Source organism: Mycobacterium sp. E3339, from assembly GCF_001666915.1.
Lineage (GTDB): Bacteria > Actinomycetota > Actinomycetes > Mycobacteriales > Mycobacteriaceae > Mycobacterium.
Genome location: NZ_LZIZ01000185.1, coordinates 19,261 through 39,722 on the forward strand (window position 1 = coordinate 19,261; position 20,462 = coordinate 39,722).

A 20,462-nucleotide genomic window follows, 5' to 3' on the forward strand; every position below is an offset into this window, starting at 1 on the left:
CGGCCACGCAAACGGTGGTACTGGCGAGGTGCCCGTGACGAACGAGCACAAAGATCGAACGCCCGATGAACCAGCCAGAAAAAAATCGTTTTCACCAGACAACAATTGGTGCACGCCAGGTGAATTCGTCCTACCATCACCGAGTGCCCGTACTCGGCGAATTAGCGGTGGCTACGTCAAGCCAGCTAGCGGGCACCTCGCCGTCGCTGCTCATCCCGCTCGGGTCGACCGAGCAGCACGGTCCGCACCTGCCGCTGGACACCGACACGCGGATCGCAACCGCGGTCGCCCGCGGGGCGCGGGCCGGCCTCGACCGCGAGTGGCTGGTGGCACCCGCCATCGCCTACGGGGCCAGCGGCGAACACCAAAGCTTTGCCGGCACGATCTCCATCGGCACGGAGGCCCTGACGACGTTGCTGGTGGAATACGGCCGGTCGGCGGCGGGCTGGGCCCGGCGCCTCGTCTTCGTCAACGGCCACGGCGGCAACACCGCCGCGCTGGCGGCCGCGGTGACCGGGCTGCGGGCCGAGGGACGCGACGCCGCCTGGTGCCCATGCCTGTCGGGCGGCGGTGATGCCCACGCCGGGCACACCGAAACCTCGCTGTTGCTGCACATCTCGCCGGGCGACGTGCTGACCGACCGGTGGCTCGCCGGAAACCCGGCGCCGCTGCCCGAATTGCTCCCGTCGCTGCGCCGCGGGGGAGTCGCGGCCGTCAGCCCCGTGGGCGTCCTGGGAGACCCGACCACCGCGACCGCCGCCGAGGGTGAGCGCATCCTCGCCGAGATGGTCGAGGGCTGTGTCCGTCGGGTGGACCGGTGGTCACCCGGGCGCGACGGGATGCTGACATGAGCCATCCCCGGCTGCCCGACGGGTTCGCCGTCCAGGTCGATCGCCGCGTGCGGGTGCTCGGCGACGGCTCGGCGCTGCTCGGGGGGTCGCCGACCCGGCTGCTCAAGCTGGCGCCGGCCGCCCAGGACATGCTGTGCGACGGCCGGCTGAAGGTCCGCGACGACGTCAGCGCGCAGCTGGCCCGCACCTTGCTGGACGCCACGGTGGCGCATCCGCGGCCCGCGGGCGGGCCCTCGCACCGCGACGTGACCGTCGTAATCCCCGTGCGGGACAACCTTTCTGGCGTGCGGCGCCTGGTCAGCTCGCTGCGCGGCTTGCGGGTCATCGTGGTCGACGACGGATCCTTCCCGCCGATCGAACCGGAGGACTTCGTCGGCGCGCACTGCGACGTCGAGGTGCTGCGGCACTCGCGCAGCAGGGGACCGGCCGCCGCCCGCAACACGGGACTGGCCGCGTGCGGCACCGACTATGTCGCCTTCCTCGACTCCGATGTCGCGCCGCGACGCGGGTGGCTGGAGGCGCTGCTGGGCCACTTCTGCGACCCGACGGTCGCGCTGGCCGCGCCGCGCATCGTGGGTTTGTCGCACAGTGAGAACGTCGTCGCGCGCTACGAGGCGGTGCACTCGTCGCTCGACCTCGGCGAGCGCGAAGCGCCCGTGCTACCCCACAGCACGGTCTCCTACGTGCCCAGCGCGGCGATCATCTGCCGCTGCTCGGCGCTGCGCGCGGTCGGCGGCTTCGACGAGACCCTGCAATCGGGCGAGGACGTCGACCTGTGTTGGCGGCTCATCGAAGCCGGCGCCCGGCTGCGTTACGAGCCCGTCGCGCTGGTCGCCCACGACCACCGCACCGAACTGCGGGATTGGCTCGCGCGCAAGGCTTTCTATGGCGGCTCGGCGGCCCCGCTGTCGGTCCGCCACCCCGACAAGACCGCGCCGGTGGTGATCTCCGGCTGGGCGCTGATGACCTGGATCCTGGTGGCGTTCGGGACCAGCCTGTCCCAGCTGGCGTCCGTCGCCATCGCCCTGCTGACCGGTCGCCGAATCGCCAGGGCGATGCGCGGCGCCGAGACCTCGATCACCGACGTGGTGGTGATCGCCACCCGCGGCCTGTGGTCGGCGGCGCTGCAGCTGGCGTCGGCGCTGTGCCGGCATTACTGGCCGCTGGCGCTGGTCGCCGCCACGCTGTCGCGACATTTCCGCCGTGTCGTGCTGGTCGCGGCCGTCATGGACGGCGTGGTCGACTGGCTGCGCCGTCGGGACGCCATGGGTGACGATGCCGAGCCGATCGGGCTGCTGACCTACCTGTTGCTCAAGCGCGTCGACGACCTGGCGTACGGCCTCGGGTTGTGGTGGGGTGTGCTGCGGGAGCGCAACCTGCGCGCGCTCAAGCCGCAGATTCGCAGCTAGCCGCCACCTTGACCCCCGCCGCCCCGCACAGCGACGTGCTGATCGTCGGTGCCGGCAGCGCTGGATCGGTTGTTGCCGAACGCCTTTCCAGCGACCCCGGTTGCGCGGTGACCGTCATCGAGGCCGGGCCCGCCCTCGATGACCCGCAATTGCTCGCGCAAACCGGCAACGGGCTGCAGCTGCCGATAGGCGTGGGCAGCCCCTTGGTGCGGCGCTATGAGACCAGCCTGACCGACCGGCCCACCCGGCGGCACCCGATCGTGCGCGGGGCGACGCTCGGCGGGTCGGGCGCGGTCAACGGCGGCTACTTCTGCCGGGGATTGCAGCGCGACTTCGATCGGCTGTCGCTGCCCGGCTGGTCGTGGCCCGAGGTCCTCGACAGCTTCCGCGCCATCGAGACCGACCTGGACTTCAGCGGCCCCGCCCACGGTGCCGACGGCCCGATCAAGGTGCGCCGTACCCACGAAATGGCCGGCACCACCGAGCGTTTCATCGACGCCGCGCGGCGCGCGGGGTTCGACTGGATCGATGACCTCAACGACGTTGGGCCCGGGCCGGTTTCGGGGCTGGGCGCGGTGCCGCTCAACATCGTCGACGGCGTGCGCACCGGATCCGGCGCCGGCTACCTGCTGCCGGCCCTGGGCCGACGGAACCTGACGCTGCACGCGCGGACCAGCGCGGTGGGCCTGCGGTTCGCCGGCACCACCGCGGTGGGTGTCGACGCGATCGGCCCGCACGGGCGCATGACCATGACCGCCGACCGGATCGTCCTGTGCGCCGGGGCCATTCAAACGGCGCAGCTGCTCATGCTCTCCGGCGTCGGCGTCGAGGACGGGTTGCGGGCGGTCGGCATCGGAGTGCGGGCGCCCCTTCCGGTGGGCGCGTCGTTCAGCGATCACCCCGAGTGGGTGTTGCCCACCGACTGGGCGGTGGCTCCCGGCCGGCCGGTGCTCGAGGTCGTGCTCAGCACCGCCGACGATCTCGAGATCAGGCCCTACACGGGCGGATTCGTCGCGATGACCGGCGACGGCACGGCCGGGCACACCGACTGGCCCCACATCGGGGTGGCGTTGATGCAGCCGCGGGCCCGCGGGCGCATCACGCTGGCTTCGGCCGATCCCGCCGCGGCGCCCCGCATCGAGCATCGCTACGACAGCGAGCCCGACGACGTCGCGGCGCTACGCCGGGCAGCGGAGATGGCCCGCGAATTGGCTTCCAGCGCAACCCATGTCGGGCCCCCGTCCTGGTCCACGTCCCAACACCTCTGTGGCACGGCGCCGATGGGCCCGGAGAGCGACCCGCGGGCCGTCGTCGATCATCGCTGCCGCGTGCACGGCATCGAAAACCTGTGGGTGATCGACGGCTCGATCCTGCCCACCATCACCAGCCGCGGGCCGCACGCCACCATCGTGATGCTCGGGTACCGGGCCGCCGACTTCGTTCGGTGAATGAGGGGGGGGGCGGCCCCATGGGTGAGGCATGGGGCGCGCCCCCGAGTGGCGATTGTTCATGCGATCCACGTAGATGGCCACGACAGTGGCAGTGCGCGCGCGAGTGTGCATCGCGCCGACAATGCGTCGCAATATTCGTGGACGGCACGGCCGCCGTAAGACCTCCCTTCGTGACACCTGAAAGCGTTGGCCGGCTGGATATCACGCCCGTACCGGAGGCGAACGCTCTCGCGTCCATACCGCGGCGACCGGCCATGCCGGCCCGACCGCGCTCGTAACGGGAATCAACACCACATCCACCTCGCCGTGACAGAGATGACCTGTACCTGTCGATATATATTTCTGATACCAGAATCGGCGGGCGGTTTCAAGCACCCGCGGCCGCTTACAGCTCCTTGAAGGTGCTGCCTGACAACGGCATTGGACTCAGCGGGCGCGGCGGGCCAGCAGGCCCCGCACCGGCCGCAGCTGCCGGCCGTCGCGGCCGGGCGCCCAGATCCCGATCAGCACCGCGGCGACGGCGACGATCACGGCCATCGCGATGGTGGACGCGTGCATGGCCGCCAGGAAGGCGGTCTTGCTGAGGTCGGCCAGCTCGCGGCCCGGGGCCCCGATCCTGCTGGCCACCTCGACGGCCTTGGCCAACGAGTCGGTGGCCGGGCCGCGCACGGGCGCGGGAAAGTCCGCCAGCTTCGGGGCGAGCTCGTGCGAATACCGGCCCGCCAGAATCGAACCGGCCACCGCGATCCCCAGCGCGCCGCCCATCTCCCGGGACGTGTCGTTCACCGCGGAGGCGACGCCCTGTTTCTCGTCGGGCACCGCCCCCATGATCGCCGAGGTGGTCGGCGCCGTGCAGATCCCGATGCCGGTGGCCAATATCAATGTCGGCCAGGCGAATTGCAGATAGGAGGTGTGCAGGTTCAGCAGGCACATGCACGCGAACCCGACCGCCATCAGCAGGGTGCCGACGAACAGCACCAGCCGCAGGCCCAACTTGGGCACGTACCAGAACGACAGCGCCGAGAAAATGGCCAGCGGAACCATGAACGGGCCGAAGGCGACCGCCGTCGCCAGCGCCGAGTAGCCCATGATCTGCTGCACGTATTGCATGCCGATGTAGAAGAACCCGAACGTCGCGCCGAACAGGATGACGATCGCGGCGACGCCGGTGGCGAAATTCGGGTCGGCGAACAACCGGACATCCAGCAGGGGCTGCCCGCTGCGCCCGGCGAGCCGTAACTCGACGGCGCCGAACGCGGCCGCGAGCACCGCCCCCGCGACAAGCCCGCCCCAGATCAGCGGGTCATCCCAGCCGCGGGTCGGCGCCTCCAGGATCGCGGCCACCGCGATCGCCACCGCGGCGCCGATCAACACCGCGCCCAGCGAATCGATCCGTGGGGCGCCGCCGTCGCGGGACGAGGACACGGTGCACGCCAGCGCGAAGATCACCAGTCCGGCCGCGCCCAGCGACCAGAAGATCGCGTGCCAATCCCAGAAGCGCAGCAGCAGGCCGGAACCGATCATCCCCAGCACGCCGCCGGACCCGGCGGTGCCGGCCCAGATGCCGACCGCCTTGGTGCGCTCGTCCTTCGGGTAGGCCACGGTCAGCAGCGACAGCGTCGCCGGCATCACGAAGGCCGCGCCGATCCCGGCGACCGCGCGGCCGGCGATGATCTGGGCCGGGCTGTGCAGCAGCGCGGGCGCCATCGAGCCCAGGGCGAAGACCACCAGCCCGAGCAGCAGGGCGCCCCGCCTGCCGTAGCGGTCGCCGATCGCTCCGGCGGGCAACAGCAGACACGCCAGCGCCACGGTGTATCCGTCGACGATCCAATTCAGCTGCGACTGGGTGGCCGAGGTGGCCACCGCGAGGTCTCCCAGCGCGGTGTTCAGCGCCGTCATCGACGCGACCACCAGCGCGACCCCCATGCAGGCGACGGCCAGCGTCCAGTTCCGGGCGCGGGGGCTACCCCCGATGCTGACTACATCAGTACGCTGGTCAGGCCGGACCAGGGTTTCGACCATGTGATGCGCCTCCCCACGGTGGCGTTCGGAAGATTCGAGACCGACAGTCTTGTAGGTAGACCGATAGTCTCGTTCCCAAACAGGGAGGTGGGTCACAATTACCGGCAGCACCACCGATCCACGCCCGGCGCGCTCGCGCGCCCGCCTGCTCGAGGCCGCCGCGGCGTTGCTGAGTTCCGGGGGGCCCAGCGCGGTGACCGTCGACGCGGTCACCCGCACCGCCAACGTGGCCAGGGCCACGCTGTATCGCCACTTCCCGAGCGGAAACGACTTGCTGGCAGCGGCTTTCAACAGCCTCATCCCGCCGTCACCCACGCCGCCGGCCGAGGGTTCGCTGCGGGATCGCCTGATCGCGGTGGTGCTGGCCCAGGCCGAGTCGGTGGCGCAGGCGCCGGCGCTGATGACGGCTATGTCGTGGTTGTCCATGGGTCGGGTCCTGGACGAGATGCCGGAACCCCGCGACTGCGCCGCGAACACCACGGCGATCACCACCCTGCGCGAGCGCATCGCCCAGCAGTACGCGGCCCCGTTCGACGCCATTTTCGACAGCCCCGAGGCCGCCGAACTGGGCGAAGTGGACCGGTCCCGTGCCATCGCACTGCTCATCGGGCCCCTGGTGCTGGGGCGCCTGTCAACGCTTCCCGACTTCGATTACCGCGAGTGCGCGCTCGCCGCCGTCGACGGTTTCCTCTATGTACAGCGCGCCCACAACCGGGCGGCCGCGGCGAGGGTCGAACCGGCGGGCGCCTGAGGCCCCAAAGGCCCAGGTCGGCGGCCATCGCCCGGGATTTGGCCAAACCCATGATCTAGGGCATACTGTTCAGGTTGCCTTGGGCCGGGTTTGCGCCTGGTCGGGCATACGACCAGCGCCCAAAACGGGCGCGTCCGGTCCCATCCTTGGAGCGCGACTTTTCGGCCGCGGTCCAGGCTGCGTGAGGGTGACACACCCGACCGCGGGGGCCGGTGGACCACGACAGGTAAACAGCGGCGCAGTATCCGGCGCGACGCTCGATCGGCCCAGGATTGGCCCGGGCCCGATCAGCGCGCTGGGAGGACCAGGTCCGGACACGGATTTTTGTAAGTGGAGTGAGGGTAGGAGAAGCGTGGCGGGACAGAAGATCCGCATCAGGCTCAAGGCCTACGACCATGAGGCCATCGACGCATCGGCGCGCAAAATCGTCGAGACCGTCGTCCGCACGGGTGCCAGTGTCGTAGGTCCGGTGCCGCTGCCGACTGAGAAGAACGTGTATTGCGTCATCCGCTCTCCGCATAAGTACAAGGACTCGCGGGAGCACTTCGAGATGCGTACTCACAAGCGGCTGATCGACATCCTCGACCCGACGCCGAAGACCGTCGACGCGCTGATGCGCATCGACCTTCCGGCCAGTGTCGACGTCAACATCCAGTAGGAGATCCAGAGCTCATGGCAAGAAAAGGCATTCTGGGTACCAAGCTGGGCATGACGCAGGTGTTCGACGAGAACAACCGGGTCGTGCCGGTGACGGTGGTCAAGGCCGGGCCCAACGTGGTCACCCGCATCCGCACTCCCGAGCGTGACGGTTACAGCGCCGTTCAGCTGGCCTACGGCGAGATCAGCCCGCGCAAGGTGAACAAGCCGGTGACCGGTCAATACAGCGCCGCGGGCGTGAACCCGCGCCGGCACCTGGCCGAGTTGCGGCTCGACGACGAGGCCGCCGCAAGCGAATACGAGGTCGGCCAGGAGCTGACCGCGGAGATCTTCGCCGACGGCGCCTACGTCGACGTCACCGGCACCTCCAAGGGCAAGGGCTTCGCCGGCACCATGAAGCGCCACGGCTTCCGCGGCCAGGGCGCCAGCCACGGTGCGCAGGCGGTGCACCGCCGGCCGGGTTCGATCGGTGGCTGCGCCACCCCGGCGCGCGTCTTCAAGGGCACGCGGATGGCCGGCCGGATGGGTAACGACCGGGTGACCGTCCAGAACCTGGTGGTGCACAAGGTCGATACCGAGAACGGCGTGCTGCTGATCAAGGGCGCGGTCCCCGGCCGCACCGGCGGACTCGTGGTGGTCCGCAGCGCGATCAAACGAGGTGAGAAGTAATGGCTGACTCGAAGGCCTTGAAGATCGACGTCAAGACGCCGGACGGCAAGGTCGAGGGCTCCGTCGAGCTGCCGGCCGAATTGTTCGACGCCCCGGCCAATATCGCCCTGATGCACCAGGTGGTCACCGCGCAGCGCGCGGCGGCTCGCCAGGGGACGCACTCGACCAAGACCCGCGGCGAGGTCAGTGGCGGTGGGCGGAAGCCGTACCGCCAGAAGGGAACCGGTCGTGCCCGCCAGGGTTCGACGCGGGCCCCGCAGTTCACCGGCGGTGGCGTCGTGCACGGCCCCAAGCCGCGCGACTACTCGCAGCGCACCCCGAAGAAGATGATCGTCGCGGCGTTGCGCGGCGCGTTGTCGGACCGGGCGCGCAACGGCCGCATCCACGCGGTCACCGAGCTGGTGTCGGGTCAGACCCCGTCCACCAAGAACGCCAGGGCGTTCCTGGGCACGCTGACCGACCGCAAGAACGTGCTGATCGTGATCGGCCGCAGCGACGAGGCCGGCGCCAAGAGCGTGCGCAACCTGCCCGGTGTGCACATCCTGACGCCCGACCAGCTCAACACCTATGACGTGTTGCGCTCCGACGACGTGGTGTTCAGCGTCGAGGCCCTCAACGCCTACATCAAGGGCAATCCGGCTAGCACCGAGGAGGTTTCGGCGTAGATGGCGACCATCACCGACCCCCGCGACATCATCCTGGCCCCGGTCATCTCGGAGAAGTCCTACGGCCTGCTGGATGAGAACGTGTACACCTTTGTGGTGCACCCCGATTCGAACAAGACGCAGATCAAGATCGCCATCGAGAAGATCTTCGCCGTCAAGGTCGCATCGGTGAACACCGCGAACCGGCAGGGCAAGCGCAAGCGCACCAGGACCGGATACGGCAAGCGCAAGGGCACCAAGCGGGCCATCGTCACGCTGGCGCCGGGCAGCAAGCCGATCGACCTGTTCGGGGCACCGGCGTAGCGAGAGAAAGACTTGATTAGACATGGCAATTCGTAAGTACAAGCCGACGAGCCCGGGCCGCCGCGGCTCCAGCGTGTCCGACTTCGCCGAGGTCACCCGGTCGGAGCCGGAGAAGTCGCTGGTGCGTCCGCTGCACGGTCATGGTGGCCGTAACGCGCACGGGCGCATCACCACCCGGCACAAGGGCGGCGGCCACAAGCGCGCCTACCGGGTGATCGACTTCCGCCGCAACGACAAGGACGGGGTCAACGCCAAGGTCGCGCACATCGAGTACGACCCGAACCGGACAGCCAACATCGCGCTGCTGCACTACCTGGACGGCGAAAAGCGTTACATCATCGCGCCGCAAGGGCTTTCGCAGGGCGACGTGGTGGAGTCGGGCGCGAACGCCGACATCAAGCCGGGCAACAACCTGCCGCTGCGCAACATCCCGGCCGGTACCGTCATCCACGCCGTGGAGCTGCGGCCGGGCGGTGGCGCCAAGCTGGCGCGCTCCGCCGGCTCGAGCATCCAGTTGCTCGGCAAGGAGGGCACCTACGCGTCGCTGCGCATGCCCAGCGGTGAGATCCGCCGCGTCGACGTGCGCTGCCGCGCCACGGTCGGCGAGGTGGGCAACGCCGAGCAGGCGAACATCAACTGGGGCAAGGCCGGCCGGATGCGATGGAAGGGCAAGCGCCCCTCGGTCCGTGGTGTGGTCATGAACCCGGTGGACCACCCGCACGGTGGTGGTGAGGGTAAGACCTCCGGTGGTCGGCACCCGGTGAGCCCGTGGGGCAAGCCGGAGGGTCGCACCCGCCACCCGAACAAGGCCAGCAACAAACTCATCGTCCGGCGCCGGCGCACCGGCAAGAAGCACGGTCGCTAGGAACTCGAGGAGTAGCCAACCATGCCACGCAGCCTGAAGAAGGGCCCGTTCGTCGACGACCACCTGCTGAAGAAGGTGGACGTGCAGAACGAGAAGAACACCAAGCAGGTCATCAAGACCTGGTCCCGGCGTTCGACGATCATCCCGGACTTCATCGGCCACACCTTCGCCGTCCACGACGGGCGCAAGCACGTCCCGGTGTTCGTCACCGAGGCGATGGTCGGTCACAAGCTTGGTGAATTCGCCCCTACGCGCACCTTCAAGGGACACATCAAGGACGACCGGAAGGCCAAACGGCGATGACCACAACTGAATTCCCGTCGGCGGTCGCCAAAGCGCGGTTCGTGCGGGTGTCACCGACCAAGGCGCGCCGGGTGATCGACCTGGTGCGCGGACGGTCCGTGTCCGACGCGCTGGACATCCTGCGCTGGGCGCCGCAGGCCGCCAGCGAGCCGGTGGCCAAGGTGATCGCCAGCGCCGCGGCCAACGCGCAGAACAACAACGGGCTGGACCCGGCCACCCTGGTGGTCGCGACCGTCTACGCCGACGAAGGACCGACCGCCAAACGCATCCGCCCGCGCGCGCAGGGCCGCGCCTTCCGGATCCGCAAGCGCACCAGCCACATCACCGTCGTGGTGGAGAGCCGGCCGGCCAAGGACCAGCGTTCGGCGAAGTCGACGAGGGCCCGCCGCGCCGAGGCCAGCAAGGCCGCCGCCAAGGCGCCCGCGAAGAAGGCTCCGGCCAAGAAGGCCGCAACTGGATCGGCTGCCAAGAAGGCACCCGCCAAGAAAGCCGCGGCGAAGTCCGCCCCGGCGAAGAAAGCTACGTCTGAGACCTCGGAAGCGAAGGGAGGCTCAGACTAGTGGGCCAGAAGATCAATCCGCACGGCTTCCGGCTGGGCATCACCACCGACTGGAAATCCCGCTGGTACGCCGACAAGCAGTACGCCGACTACGTCAAGGAAGACGTCGCGATCCGCAAGCTGCTGTCCACCGGTCTGGAGCGCGCCGGCATCGCCGACGTGGAGATCGAGCGCACCCGCGACCGGGTGCGGGTCGACATCCACACCGCGCGGCCCGGCATCGTCATCGGCCGCCGCGGCACCGAGGCGGACCGCATCCGCGCGGACCTGGAAAAGCTGACCGGCAAGCAGGTTCAGCTGAACATCCTGGAAGTCCGCAACCCCGAGTCGCAGGCCCAGCTGGTGGCCCAGGGCGTGGCCGAGCAGCTGAGCAACCGCGTGGCGTTCCGCCGCGCCATGCGCAAGGCCATCCAGTCGGCGATGCGCCAGCCCAACGTCAAGGGCATCCGGGTGCAGTGCTCCGGCCGTCTCGGCGGCGCGGAGATGAGCCGCTCGGAGTTCTACCGCGAGGGCCGGGTGCCCCTGCACACGCTGCGCGCCGACATCGACTACGGCCTGTACGAGGCGAAGACCACCTTCGGCCGGATCGGTGTGAAGGTGTGGATCTACAAGGGCGACATCGTCGGTGGGAAGCGCGAATTGGCGGCCTCGGGAGTGGGGGCCCCGGCGGGCGCCGACCGTCCGCGCCGCGAGCGCCCGTCGGGCACGCGCCCCCGGCGCAGCGGCGCGTCGGGCACCACGGCGACCAGCACCGAGGCCGGTCGCGCCGCCGCGGGTGCCGAGGAGCAGGCGGCGGCGGCCGAGTCCGCGCCCGCCGCAGAACCGCAGAGCACGGAGAGCTGAATCATGTTGATTCCCCGCAGGGTTAAACACCGCAAGCAACACCATCCCCGCCAGCGCGGCATCGCCAGCGGCGGCACGGCGGTGAACTTCGGTGACTACGGCATCCAGGCCCTGGAGCACGCCTACGTCACCAACCGGCAGATCGAGTCCGCGCGTATCGCGATCAACCGCCACATCAAGCGTGGCGGCAAGGTGTGGATCAACGTCTTCCCGGACCGCCCGCTGACCAAGAAGCCCGCCGAAACCCGGATGGGTTCCGGTAAGGGTTCGCCCGAGTGGTGGGTGGTCAACGTCAAGCCGGGCCGCGTGCTGTTCGAGCTGAGCTACCCCAACGAGCAGGTGGCCCGGGCGGCGCTCACCCGTGCAATCCACAAGCTGCCGATCAAGGCACGCATCGTCACCCGAGAGGATCAGTTCTGATGGCAGTGGGAATTTCGCCTGGCGAACTGCGTGAGCTCACCGAAGAGGAGCTGACCGAGCGTCTGCGCGAGTCGAAGGAGGAGCTGTTCAACCTGCGCTTCCAGATGGCGACCGGGCAGCTCACCAACAACCGCCGGCTGCGCACGGTGCGTCAGGAGATCGCACGCGTCTACACCGTGCTGCGCGAACGAGAACTGGGCCTGGCTTCCGGGCCCGACGGTAAGGAATCGTGATGGCAGAAGCGAAGAAGGCTGCACCGAAGGCCGCCGCGAAGGACGCCGGCGCGAAGGAGAAGGGCGCCAAGCACACGCCGGCCAATCCGAAGGTGCGTGGCCGCCGTAAGGTGCGCATCGGCTACGTGGTCAGCGACAAGATGCAGAAGACGATCGTGGTCGAGCTGGAGGACCGCGTGCGTCACCCGCTGTACGGCAAGATCATCCGCACCACCAAGAAGGTGAAGGCGCACGACGAGAACAGCACCGCGGGCATCGGCGACCGCGTCTCCCTGATGGAGACGCGTCCGACGTCGGCGACCAAGCGGTGGCGCCTCGTGGAAATCCTGGAGAAGGCCAAGTAGCCCCGAAGCCACATCGAAACGCCCGAGACTTTACGGTCTCGGGCGTTTTGCTTTGCCCCGGGGAGCGGCACGGCGAAAAAAGATCGGGAAATTCCCGGCGGCGCTACGCTCGGCGCATGTCGACTGACTCGCGAGGCTTTCAAGGCAAGATCGAGCTGGATATCCGGGACTCCGAGCCGGACTGGGGCCCGTACGCCGCGCCCACCGCACCGCAGAACTCGCCGAACATCCTCTACCTGGTTTGGGACGACACCGGCATCGCCACCTGGGACTGTTTCGGCGGCCTGGTCGAGATGCCCGCCATGACCCGCATCGCCGAGCGCGGTGTGCGGCTGTCGCAGTTCCACACCACGGCGCTGTGCTCGCCGACCCGCGCGTCGCTGCTGACCGGCCGCAACGCCACCACCGTCGGCATGGCCACCATCGAAGAGTTCACCGACGCGTTCCCCAACGCCAACGGCCGCATCCCGTTCGACACCGCGCTGCTCTCCGAGGTGCTCGCCGAGCGCGGCTACAACACCTACTGCGTCGGCAAGTGGCACCTGACTCCGCTCGAAGAGTCCAATCTGGCGTCCACCAAACGACATTGGCCGACCTCGCGCGGATTCGAACGGTTCTACGGTTTCCTGGGCGGCGAGACCGACCAGTGGTATCCGGACCTGGTGTACGACAACCATCCCGTCAACCCGCCCGGCACGCCGGAGGACGGTTACCACCTGTCGAAGGACCTCGCCGACAAGACCATCGAATTCATCCGCGACGCCAAGGTGATCGCGCCGGACAAGCCGTGGTTTTCCTACGTGTGTCCGGGCGCCGGGCACGCGCCGCACCACGTCTTCAAAGAATGGGCGGACCGCTACGCCGGCCGCTTCGACATGGGCTACGAGGCCTACCGCGAAATCGTGCTGGAAAACCAGAAGTCGATGGGCATCGTCCCGCCGGAGACGCAGCTGTCGCCGGTCAACCCGTACGCGGACGTCAAGGGTCCGCAGGGCGAGCCCTGGCCGCTGCAGGACACCGTGCGGCCCTGGGACTCGCTGAACGACGACGAGAAGAGGCTGTTCGCCCGGATGGCCGAGGTGTTCGCCGGCTTCCTCAGCTACACCGACGCCCAAATCGGCCGAATACTGGACTATTTGGCGGAGTCCGGCCAGCTGGACAACACCCTGATCGTGGTGATTTCCGACAACGGCGCCAGCGGGGAGGGCGGCCCGAACGGCTCGGTGAACGAGGGCAAGTTCTTCAACGGCTACATCGACACCGTGGAAGAAAGCATGAAGCTGTTCGACCACCTGGGCGGGCCGGAGACGTACAACCATTACCCCATCGGCTGGGCGATGGCCTTCAACACCCCCTACAAGCTGTACAAGCGGTACGCGTCGCACGAGGGCGGCATCGCCGATACGGCGATCGTGTCGTGGCCCAACGGAATTGCGGCGCACGGCGAGGTTCGGGACAACTACGTCAACGTCTGCGACATCACGCCGACGGTCTACGACCTGCTGGGCATGACGCCGCCCGAGACCGTCCGGGGGATTGCGCAGAAGCCGTTGGACGGCGTGAGTTTCAAAGCGGCCCTTGACGATCCGAGCGCCGACACCGGTAAGCAGACCCAGTTCTACTCCATGCTCGGCACCCGGGGGATCTGGCACCAGGGCTGGTTCGCCAACACCATCCACGCGGCGACGCCGGCCGGCTGGTCGCATTTCGACGCCGACCGCTGGGAGCTGTTCCACATCGAGGCCGACCGCAGCCAATGCCACGACCTGGCCGCCGAACACCCGGACAAACTCGAGGAGCTCAAGGCGCTGTGGTTCTCCGAAGCCGCCAAATACAACGGCCTGCCGCTGTCGGATCTGAACATCATGGAGACGCTGACGCGGGTCCGCCCGTACCTCGTCGGTGAGCGGTCCAGCTACGTCTACTACCCCGACTGCGCGGACGTGAGCATCGGCGCGGCCGCCGAAATCCAGGGCAGGTCGTTCTCGGTACTGGCCGAGGTGACCGTCGATACCACCGGCGCGGAAGGCGTGCTGTTCAAACAAGGCGGGGCCCACGGCGGGCATGTGCTGTTCATCCAGGACGGACGCCTGCACTACGTCTACAACTTCCTCGGCGAGCGGCAGCAGGAGGTCTCCTCGTCGGGCGCGGTGCCGCTGGGCAGGCACCTGTTCGGTGCGAGCTACACGCGGACCGGAACCGTGCCGAACAGCCACACGCCGCTCGGCGACTTGACGTTGTTCATCGACGACGACGTCGTCGGCACCCTCGCGGACGTGCAAACCCATCCCGGTACGTTCGGGCTCGCGGGCGCCGGCATCACCGTCGGGCGCAACGGCGGCTCCGGGGTGTCCAGCCGCTACAAGGCGCCGTTCACCTTCACCGGCGGCACCATCGCTCAGGTCACCGTCGACCTGTCCGGCCGGCCCTACGTCGACGTGGAAGCCGAAATTGCGCTTGCCTTTTCGCGCGACTGAAGCCCTGGCGCTGTGCGTGTTGGCGCTCCCGGCGGTGGGGTGCGAGAAGACCACCGCCGGCAACGCCATCGGTGGGACCGCCTCGTCGACGACCTCGACCACGCGGTTGTCCGACCCCGCCGAGCCGGTGCCCGGCGTCGAAACCACGCTGCCCGACCACATTCCACCCAACGCGCTGGTCTGCTTCCCGCCGCCGCCCGCCAGCGGCTCCATGACCAAGGCCTCGGTGGCGGACCCGGTGGCGCCCGTGCTCACGGTCGCGTTGCCGGACGGCTGGAGCTCGGCACCGGGCAGCGGTGACGTCGCGCTGACGTCGACCGGCCCCGATGGCATGTCGCTGCGCGTCAGCATCACCCGCACGGACCTAGAGCCCGGCGGGGCGTTTCTGCGCTACGCCACCGACTTGCGAACGGCGAAGCCGACAGTGAAGGTCACCGTCACCGCGGCCCAGTTCTGCGGCTACAGCAGCCAGCTGCTCAGCGGCACCGACAGCGGGCCTGCTGCAACCGAATTCGCCGACCGCATCACCCACGTCTGGACGAACACCCAGGCGTACCTGGTGGTCGTTCACCTGGAGGGGCCCGGCAAAGCGCCCGGATTCGACGCGGCCAAAGCCACGGTCATGCAGCAATTCGCCGTCATTATCCCGTGAAAAACCGTTGTCCTGCGCTAGCATCTGGCGCGTGATGCCAAAATGACCGCCGGGACCCCGGCGCCTCCCGCGCCGCCGGCGCCGACCGGCTCCCGGGGCCGGCAAATCGCGATAGCTTTCGGCATTGTCGTGGCCGTCATCGTCATCTACGTCCTGTCGCTGATCGCCGTTCACCTGTTGGCAAAGTCGGCACCCCCGTTGCCCCCGGTGGACTTCAGCAAGCTCGAGGCCGAGGACAGCGTGGTGCAGGTGCACCTCGAGAAGCTGGACACCGTCGCCAATCGCTTGACGGTGAATGTGCTTGTCTACCCCAAGGATTCGCTGTACGACAAGAACTTCGGCGTGCTGACGACGGACGCGGCCGTGCGGCTGTACCCGGAGAACGATCTGGGCGACCTGCAGTACCCGGTAGGAAAGGCGCCGGCGCAAGTCAGCACCGGGCTGGTGGCCCACGGCGACCCCGGCAACTGGCCGTTCGACTCCTACAAGACGGAAGTCATCGCGGCCGACGTGTTCACCGGCACCGGCCAGAACCGCGAAAAGGCGCCCGCCCGCGTGGAAGTGACCGGAAAGCTGGACGGCTGGGACGCGACCGTGACCCGGGTCCACGACCCCGAGGACGCCAACCCCGACATTCAGGACAACGTGATCATCACGTTGCACAGGGCCAAGGGCCCGCTGATCTTCGACCTGGGCATCTGCCTGGTGCTCATCGCCCTGCCCGTGCTGGCGTTGTGGGTGGCCATCCCGGTGGCGCTGGGCAGGACGTCGTTCCTGCCGCCCATGACGACGTGGTACGGCGCGATGCTGTTCGCCATCGTCCCGCTGCGCAACATCTTGCCGGGGAGCCCACCGTACGGGTCGTGGATCGACCAGGCCGTCGTGCTCTGGGTCCTGATCGGTCTGGTCAGCGCGATGGCCCTCTTCCTGTACGGCTGGTGGCGGCAACGCGACCGCCGGCGCGGGCACAAGGCTTAGCCGCTACTCCGAATTCGTCAGTCCCGCAGCGCTGATCGAGTCGACGGCGCTCGAGACCCGCGACTGGAAGTCCGGCGAGAGCGGGATGTAGCCGTTGCGGGCGAGGTCGACCTGGCCGGGACCGATCGCGGCCTGCAGGAAGGCCTTGACCGCCTTGGCCGTTTCGGGGTCCGCGTATTTGGAGCAGACGATCTCGTAGGTGGCCAACACGATCGGGTACACGTCGGGCTGGGCGGGATTGTAGAACGACGAGATGTCGAGGACCAGGTCGTTGCCGCTGCCGATGATCTTGGCGCCGGTGATGGTCTTGCCGACGGTGTCGGTGCCGATGCGCACCGGCCGCAGCGACCTGCGGCTCGCCGGGGTCTTGATCTCGGCGGCGTAAAGCCCTTGCTGCAGAGCGAAAGACAGCTCGTTGTAACTGATCGCGCCCTCGGTGGACTTCACCAGCGCCGCGGTGCCGTTGTTGCCCGCTGCGCCGGTGCCGACTCCGCCGTTGAACGCCTTGCCCGCGCCCTTGTTCCAGGCCCCGCCGGAGGCGGCCTGGAGGTAGGACTGGAAGTTGTCCGTCGTCCCCGACGCGTCGCTGCGGTAGACGACCCGGATGTCTTCGGCCGGCATGGACGCGTTGAGCGCGGTGAGGGCCGGGTCGTCCCAGCGGGTGATGGTGCCGTCGAAGATCTTGGCGATCGTCGACGCGTCGAGCACCAACGAATCGACCGAGCCGAGGTTGTAGGTGATGGCAAGCGGCCCGAATACCACGGGCAGGTTCCAGGCGTCGGCGCCGCCGCAGCGTTGCTTGGCCGCGGCGTATTGGTTTCCGGCCAGCGGCGTGTCCGACCCGCCGAAATCCGTTTTGCCGGCGAGGAAGTCGCTGATCCCCGCGCCCGATCCGTTAGCGGTGTAATTGAGGGTCTGGCCGGCGCACACCTTGCCGTATGCCGCGACGAACTTCGTCATGGCGTTGGCCTGTGCGGTCGAGCCGCTGGCCGTCAGCGCCTGCTTGCCGCCGCAGTCCACCTTGGCGCCGGCGGCATACGCCAGGGTGGGGTGGGGGTCGGTGCTGCATGCCGAGACCGCGACGGTCGCCGCGGCGAGCAGGCCGATGGCGATCGCCGGTGGGGTGCGCTTCACGTTGCTTGGCTCCTGGGGACTGCGGGTTCGCGCAGACGGTGTACGTGCCACCCGGCGGCGACGGCGAGCGCTGGGGCGCTGGCCCCGTTTCGACACACGTCGAGACTTACCGCGACCGCGCCTGCCAAGCAAACAAACATCGGGTGAACTGACATGGACGCCGGCGTGCGCGCCAGGCCGACGAATCGCGCCGGCGGCGATTCGCTATCCAGCGGCCTCCCGCCGGCTATGTGCGGCAACCTACCTGATAGCTCGCATATTGCTCTTCTGGCGCGCGAACGCAAAGAGTTCGCTACCATCCGTTTCGTGCCGCCCAAGCGGGCGCACCGGTCGATCCCGACGGAGGCTGAAAGATGACCCACCACACGGCGCCGCAACAACAGCCCACTCCGGCAACGCCTCCGCCTGCAGCTACAGCGACGGCGCCACCCGAGACGCCGCCGAATAAGCCCAGGCGACGCCTCTTCATCGGGCTCGCTGCCCTGCTCGGCTTCGTAGTGGTCTATTCGCTGACGCTGTTCGGCTTCCACCTGCTGGCCCGGTCGGGGGAGCCGCTCAAGCCGCCGGACTTGAACGCGACGAGCGACACCATCGTGTTGGTCCGGCTCGAGAAGCTGGACACCGTCGCCAATCGCCTGACGGTGAAAGTGCTTGTCATTCCGGAAGACTCGATGTTCGACAAACGCCTTGACGTGCTGAAGACCGACACCGCGGTCCGCATGGATCCGCCCAACGACCTGGGTGACCTGCAATACCCGGCGGGCAAGTCGCCGGCGCAGGTCGCCACCACGATCGAGGCGCACGGGGACCCCAACAACTGGCCGTTCGACTCCTACCGCACCGACACGCTCTCCGCCGACGTCCTCGTCGGGCAGGGCGACGCGCGCCAATACATCCCGGCCCGCGTCGAGGTCACCGGGGCCCTGGACGGGTGGGACGTGAGCGTCCAGCGCGTCGGCGAAGCCAGCCAGGAGTCGGAACGGCCGGACAACGTGGTGATCACGCTGCACCGGGCCAAGGGGCCGCTGATCTTCGACCTCGGCATCTGCCTGGTCCTGTTCGCCCTGCCGGCACTGGCCTTCGCGGTGGCCATCCAGATCGCTTTGGGCAAGCGCAAGTTCGTGCCGCCGTTCGTGACGTGGTTCGCCGCGATGCTGTTCGCCGTCATACCGATCCGCAACTTCCTTCCCGGTTCGCCACCGCCCGGGGCGTGGATCGACCAGGCGCTGGTGATCTGGGTGCTGCTCGCGCTGGTCGGCGCGATGGGGTTGTACATGTTGACGTGGTACCGGCAGTCCGACTGAGGTGCTCGTACCCTGAACGGGTGCTCACCGAGCTGGTCGACTTGCCGGGCGGATCGTTCCGCATGGGGTCGACCAGCTTCTACCCCGAAGAGGCGCCGATCCACACCGTGACCGTTGCCGCCTTCGCGATGGAGCGGCACCCGGTGACCAACGCGCAGTTCGCCGAATTCGTTTCCGACACAGGCTATCTGACGGTCGCCGAGCAGCCGATCGACCCGCCGCTGTACCCGGGTGCCGATCCGGCGGACCTGTGTCCTGGCGCCATGGTCTTTGCGCCCACGCCGGGCCCGGTCGACCTGCGGGACTGGCGGCAATGGTGGCGCTGGGTCCCGGGTGCGAGCTGGCGACACCCGTTCGGCCCGGACAGCGATCTCACCGGTCGGGCCGATCACCCGGTGGTGCAGGTGGCCTACCCCGACGCGGCCGCCTACGCGCGCTGGGCCGGCCGGCGGTTGCCCACCGAGGCCGAGTGGGAGTACGCGGCCCGCGGCGGGAGCGCCGCGACGTACGCGTGGGGGGACGAGCCGAATCCCGACGGGCGGTTGATGGCCAACACCTGGCAGGGCCGGTTCCCGTATCGCAACGACGGAGCGCTCGGCTGGGTGGGCACCTCGCCGGTTGGGACGTTTCCCCCCAACGGATTCGGTCTGCTGGACATGATCGGCAATGTTTGGGAGTGGACCGCCACCGAGTTCTCCGCGCACCACCGCCTCGACGGGCCGCCGAAGGCCTGTTGCGCCCCGGTGGGTCCCGCGGATCCGACCGTCAGCCAGACGCTGAAGGGCGGCTCGCACCTGTGTGCGCCGGAGTACTGCCATCGGTATCGCCCGGCCGCCCGGTCTCCGCAATCACAGGACACCGCGACCACCCACATCGGGTTTCGCTGCGTCGCACAGCAAACCGGGTCCGCGCCCGAGGGCGTCTCGCGAAGTCGAAGCGACTAGCGGGTTACCGTCGCATGACCGGGGGGTGACGGGGCTTTGGTCGGGGCGCGGGGCCTTCGCGAGTTCGCTAGCATCTGACCACGTGTGGCCCTCGACGCGTCCCGAATCTGCACCGGCTTCCCGATGACCGCCGAGGCCCCCGCCGCGCCCGCGCCGCCGCCCCCGTCGGACTCCCCGCCGCCGTCCGCGCCGCCGTCCGGCAAACACATGGCGAAGCGGCCGCGCATCGTGATCGGGGTGGCCGTCCTGGCGGTTGTCGTGACGGCCTACATGCTGTCCCTGTTCGGGGTCCACTGGCTCGAGCGGTCGGAGGGCCCGCTCCCGCCGCTGGACCTCAGCCAGGGCGGCGGCGACGCGACCATCGTGCAACTGCAGGTCGAGGAGCTCAAGCCGGTCGCGAAGCACCTCGCGGTGAATGTGCTTGTCTATCCGGGGATTTCGGCGTACGACAACCGATTCGACGTGCTGAGCTGCGCCGGCGCCTTGCCCCTCGGGTAATGCAGGTCCCCCAGGTCGCTGGTGGGGTACAGGCGCACGGCGACGTCGGTGCCCAGCACGTCGAATCGGTTGTCGTACGCCGAAATCCCCGGATAGACAAGCACATTCACCGCGAGGTGCTTCGCGACCG

Annotated in this window: 23 protein-coding genes and 1 pseudogene; 21 read left to right on the forward strand and 3 right to left on the reverse strand. The window is 68.7% G+C overall.

Annotated elements, in window-relative coordinates; translation table 11 throughout:
* Nucleotides 1–119: 119 nt before the first annotated feature.
* From mftE to mftG, 3 genes are read left to right on the forward strand one after another with little or no spacing between them, the layout of a single operon-like run.
* Nucleotides 120–851 (forward strand): mycofactocin biosynthesis peptidyl-dipeptidase MftE, encoded by a 732-nt coding sequence (mftE, locus tag A5702_RS17000; RefSeq protein ID WP_055401894.1) that lies wholly within the window; start codon nucleotides 120–122, stop codon nucleotides 849–851.
* Complete coding sequence (gene mftF / locus A5702_RS17005; protein ID WP_055401892.1) at nucleotides 848–2,260, forward strand: mycofactocin biosynthesis glycosyltransferase MftF; 1,413 nt, start codon at nucleotides 848–850, stop codon at nucleotides 2,258–2,260. The genes mftE and mftF overlap by 4 nt, the downstream gene beginning before the upstream one ends.
* 8 nt (nucleotides 2,261–2,268) lie before the next feature.
* Nucleotides 2,269–3,708 carry a mycofactocin system GMC family oxidoreductase MftG gene (gene mftG, locus A5702_RS17010; protein ID WP_068222114.1) on the forward strand — a complete coding sequence of 480 codons (1,440 nt, stop codon included), beginning with the start codon at nucleotides 2,269–2,271 and terminating at the stop codon, nucleotides 3,706–3,708.
* A 429-nt stretch (nucleotides 3,709–4,137) separates the two neighbouring features.
* Here mftG and A5702_RS17015 read toward each other — a convergent pair whose 3' ends face one another.
* A complete protein-coding gene (locus tag A5702_RS17015; RefSeq protein WP_068222116.1) occupies nucleotides 4,138–5,733 on the reverse strand; it encodes an MFS transporter in 1,596 nt (531 codons plus the stop codon).
* Nucleotides 5,734–5,926: 193 nt separating this feature from the next.
* On the opposite strand from A5702_RS17015, the gene A5702_RS17020 reads away from it, so the two are divergent.
* The 15 genes from A5702_RS17020 to A5702_RS17090 all read left to right on the forward strand — a co-directional run bounded on the left by A5702_RS17020 (nucleotide 5,927) and on the right by A5702_RS17090 (nucleotide 16,452).
* Nucleotides 5,927–6,484 (forward strand): TetR/AcrR family transcriptional regulator, encoded by a 558-nt coding sequence (locus A5702_RS17020; protein WP_231633706.1) that lies wholly within the window; start codon nucleotides 5,927–5,929, stop codon nucleotides 6,482–6,484.
* A gap of 352 nt (nucleotides 6,485–6,836) precedes the next feature.
* Nucleotides 6,837–7,142 (forward strand): 30S ribosomal protein S10, encoded by a 306-nt coding sequence (rpsJ, locus tag A5702_RS17025; protein ID WP_003873519.1) that lies wholly within the window; start codon nucleotides 6,837–6,839, stop codon nucleotides 7,140–7,142.
* A 14-nt stretch (nucleotides 7,143–7,156) separates the two neighbouring features.
* Nucleotides 7,157–7,810 carry a 50S ribosomal protein L3 gene (gene rplC / locus A5702_RS17030; protein ID WP_055401884.1) on the forward strand — a complete coding sequence of 218 codons (654 nt, stop codon included), beginning with the start codon at nucleotides 7,157–7,159 and terminating at the stop codon, nucleotides 7,808–7,810.
* Entirely contained in the window at nucleotides 7,810–8,475 is a 666-nt protein-coding gene (gene rplD, locus A5702_RS17035; RefSeq protein WP_055401880.1) for a 50S ribosomal protein L4, read from the forward strand. The genes rplC and rplD overlap by 1 nt, the downstream gene beginning before the upstream one ends.
* Nucleotides 8,476–8,778 (forward strand): 50S ribosomal protein L23, encoded by a 303-nt coding sequence (rplW, locus tag A5702_RS17040; RefSeq protein ID WP_055401878.1) that lies wholly within the window; start codon nucleotides 8,476–8,478, stop codon nucleotides 8,776–8,778.
* A gap of 22 nt (nucleotides 8,779–8,800) precedes the next feature.
* Nucleotides 8,801–9,643, forward strand: coding sequence for a 50S ribosomal protein L2 (gene rplB, locus A5702_RS17045; protein ID WP_055401875.1), 843 nt, complete (start codon nucleotides 8,801–8,803; stop codon nucleotides 9,641–9,643).
* Nucleotides 9,644–9,664: 21 nt separating this feature from the next.
* Entirely contained in the window at nucleotides 9,665–9,946 is a 282-nt protein-coding gene (gene rpsS / locus A5702_RS17050) for a 30S ribosomal protein S19 (protein WP_010908582.1), read from the forward strand.
* Nucleotides 9,943–10,506 (forward strand): 50S ribosomal protein L22, encoded by a 564-nt coding sequence (gene rplV / locus A5702_RS17055; protein WP_055401873.1) that lies wholly within the window; start codon nucleotides 9,943–9,945, stop codon nucleotides 10,504–10,506. Before rpsS ends, rplV begins: the two co-directional genes overlap by 4 nt.
* The gene (gene rpsC, locus A5702_RS17060; RefSeq protein WP_055401871.1) at nucleotides 10,506–11,348 is read left to right on the forward strand and encodes a 30S ribosomal protein S3; all 843 of its coding nucleotides are present in this window, start codon (nucleotides 10,506–10,508) and stop codon (nucleotides 11,346–11,348) included. Before rplV ends, rpsC begins: the two co-directional genes overlap by 1 nt.
* Nucleotides 11,349–11,351: 3 nt before the next feature.
* On the forward strand, nucleotides 11,352–11,768 hold the full coding sequence (gene rplP / locus A5702_RS17065; protein ID WP_007167840.1) for a 50S ribosomal protein L16: 417 nt from the start codon (nucleotides 11,352–11,354) through the stop codon (nucleotides 11,766–11,768).
* On the forward strand, nucleotides 11,768–12,001 hold the full coding sequence (gene rpmC, locus A5702_RS17070) for a 50S ribosomal protein L29 (protein WP_055401869.1): 234 nt from the start codon (nucleotides 11,768–11,770) through the stop codon (nucleotides 11,999–12,001). The genes rplP and rpmC overlap by 1 nt, the downstream gene beginning before the upstream one ends.
* Complete coding sequence (gene rpsQ / locus A5702_RS17075) at nucleotides 12,001–12,345, forward strand: 30S ribosomal protein S17 (RefSeq protein ID WP_055401867.1); 345 nt, start codon at nucleotides 12,001–12,003, stop codon at nucleotides 12,343–12,345. Before rpmC ends, rpsQ begins: the two co-directional genes overlap by 1 nt.
* Before the next feature lie 116 nt (nucleotides 12,346–12,461).
* Nucleotides 12,462–14,822, forward strand: a complete 2,361-nt coding sequence (locus tag A5702_RS17080; RefSeq protein WP_055401865.1) for an arylsulfatase — start codon at nucleotides 12,462–12,464, stop codon at nucleotides 14,820–14,822.
* Nucleotides 14,797–15,474, forward strand: coding sequence for a hypothetical protein (locus A5702_RS26750; protein WP_231640295.1), 678 nt, complete (start codon nucleotides 14,797–14,799; stop codon nucleotides 15,472–15,474). The genes A5702_RS17080 and A5702_RS26750 overlap by 26 nt, the downstream gene beginning before the upstream one ends.
* A 42-nt stretch (nucleotides 15,475–15,516) precedes the next feature.
* Nucleotides 15,517–16,452 (forward strand): DUF4436 domain-containing protein, encoded by a 936-nt coding sequence (locus tag A5702_RS17090; protein ID WP_055401863.1) that lies wholly within the window; start codon nucleotides 15,517–15,519, stop codon nucleotides 16,450–16,452.
* A 3-nt stretch (nucleotides 16,453–16,455) separates the two neighbouring features.
* On the opposite strand, the gene pstS is transcribed toward A5702_RS17090, so the two are convergent.
* A complete protein-coding gene (pstS, locus tag A5702_RS17095; RefSeq protein ID WP_055401861.1) occupies nucleotides 16,456–17,586 on the reverse strand; it encodes a phosphate ABC transporter substrate-binding protein PstS in 1,131 nt (376 codons plus the stop codon).
* A 353-nt stretch (nucleotides 17,587–17,939) separates the two neighbouring features.
* Between pstS and A5702_RS17100 the strand changes: the two genes are divergently transcribed.
* The 3 genes and pseudogenes from A5702_RS17100 to A5702_RS27000 all read left to right on the forward strand — a co-directional run.
* Nucleotides 17,940–18,890 carry a DUF4436 domain-containing protein gene (locus A5702_RS17100; protein ID WP_068222120.1) on the forward strand — a complete coding sequence of 317 codons (951 nt, stop codon included), beginning with the start codon at nucleotides 17,940–17,942 and terminating at the stop codon, nucleotides 18,888–18,890.
* 20 nt (nucleotides 18,891–18,910) lie between these two features.
* The gene (locus A5702_RS17105; RefSeq protein ID WP_068222123.1) at nucleotides 18,911–19,834 is read left to right on the forward strand and encodes a formylglycine-generating enzyme family protein; all 924 of its coding nucleotides are present in this window, start codon (nucleotides 18,911–18,913) and stop codon (nucleotides 19,832–19,834) included.
* Nucleotides 19,835–20,041: 207 nt separating this feature from the next.
* Nucleotides 20,042–20,305: pseudogene (locus A5702_RS27000) on the forward strand (DUF4436 family protein); the annotation flags it as partial.
* On the opposite strand, the gene A5702_RS25820 reads toward A5702_RS27000, so the two are convergent.
* On the reverse strand, nucleotides 20,260–20,442 hold the full coding sequence (locus A5702_RS25820) for a DUF4436 family protein (protein ID WP_369817927.1): 183 nt from the start codon (nucleotides 20,440–20,442) through the stop codon (nucleotides 20,260–20,262). The pseudogene A5702_RS27000 and the gene A5702_RS25820 sit on opposite strands and share 46 nt — an antisense overlap.
* Nucleotides 20,443–20,462 lie beyond the last annotated feature (20 nt).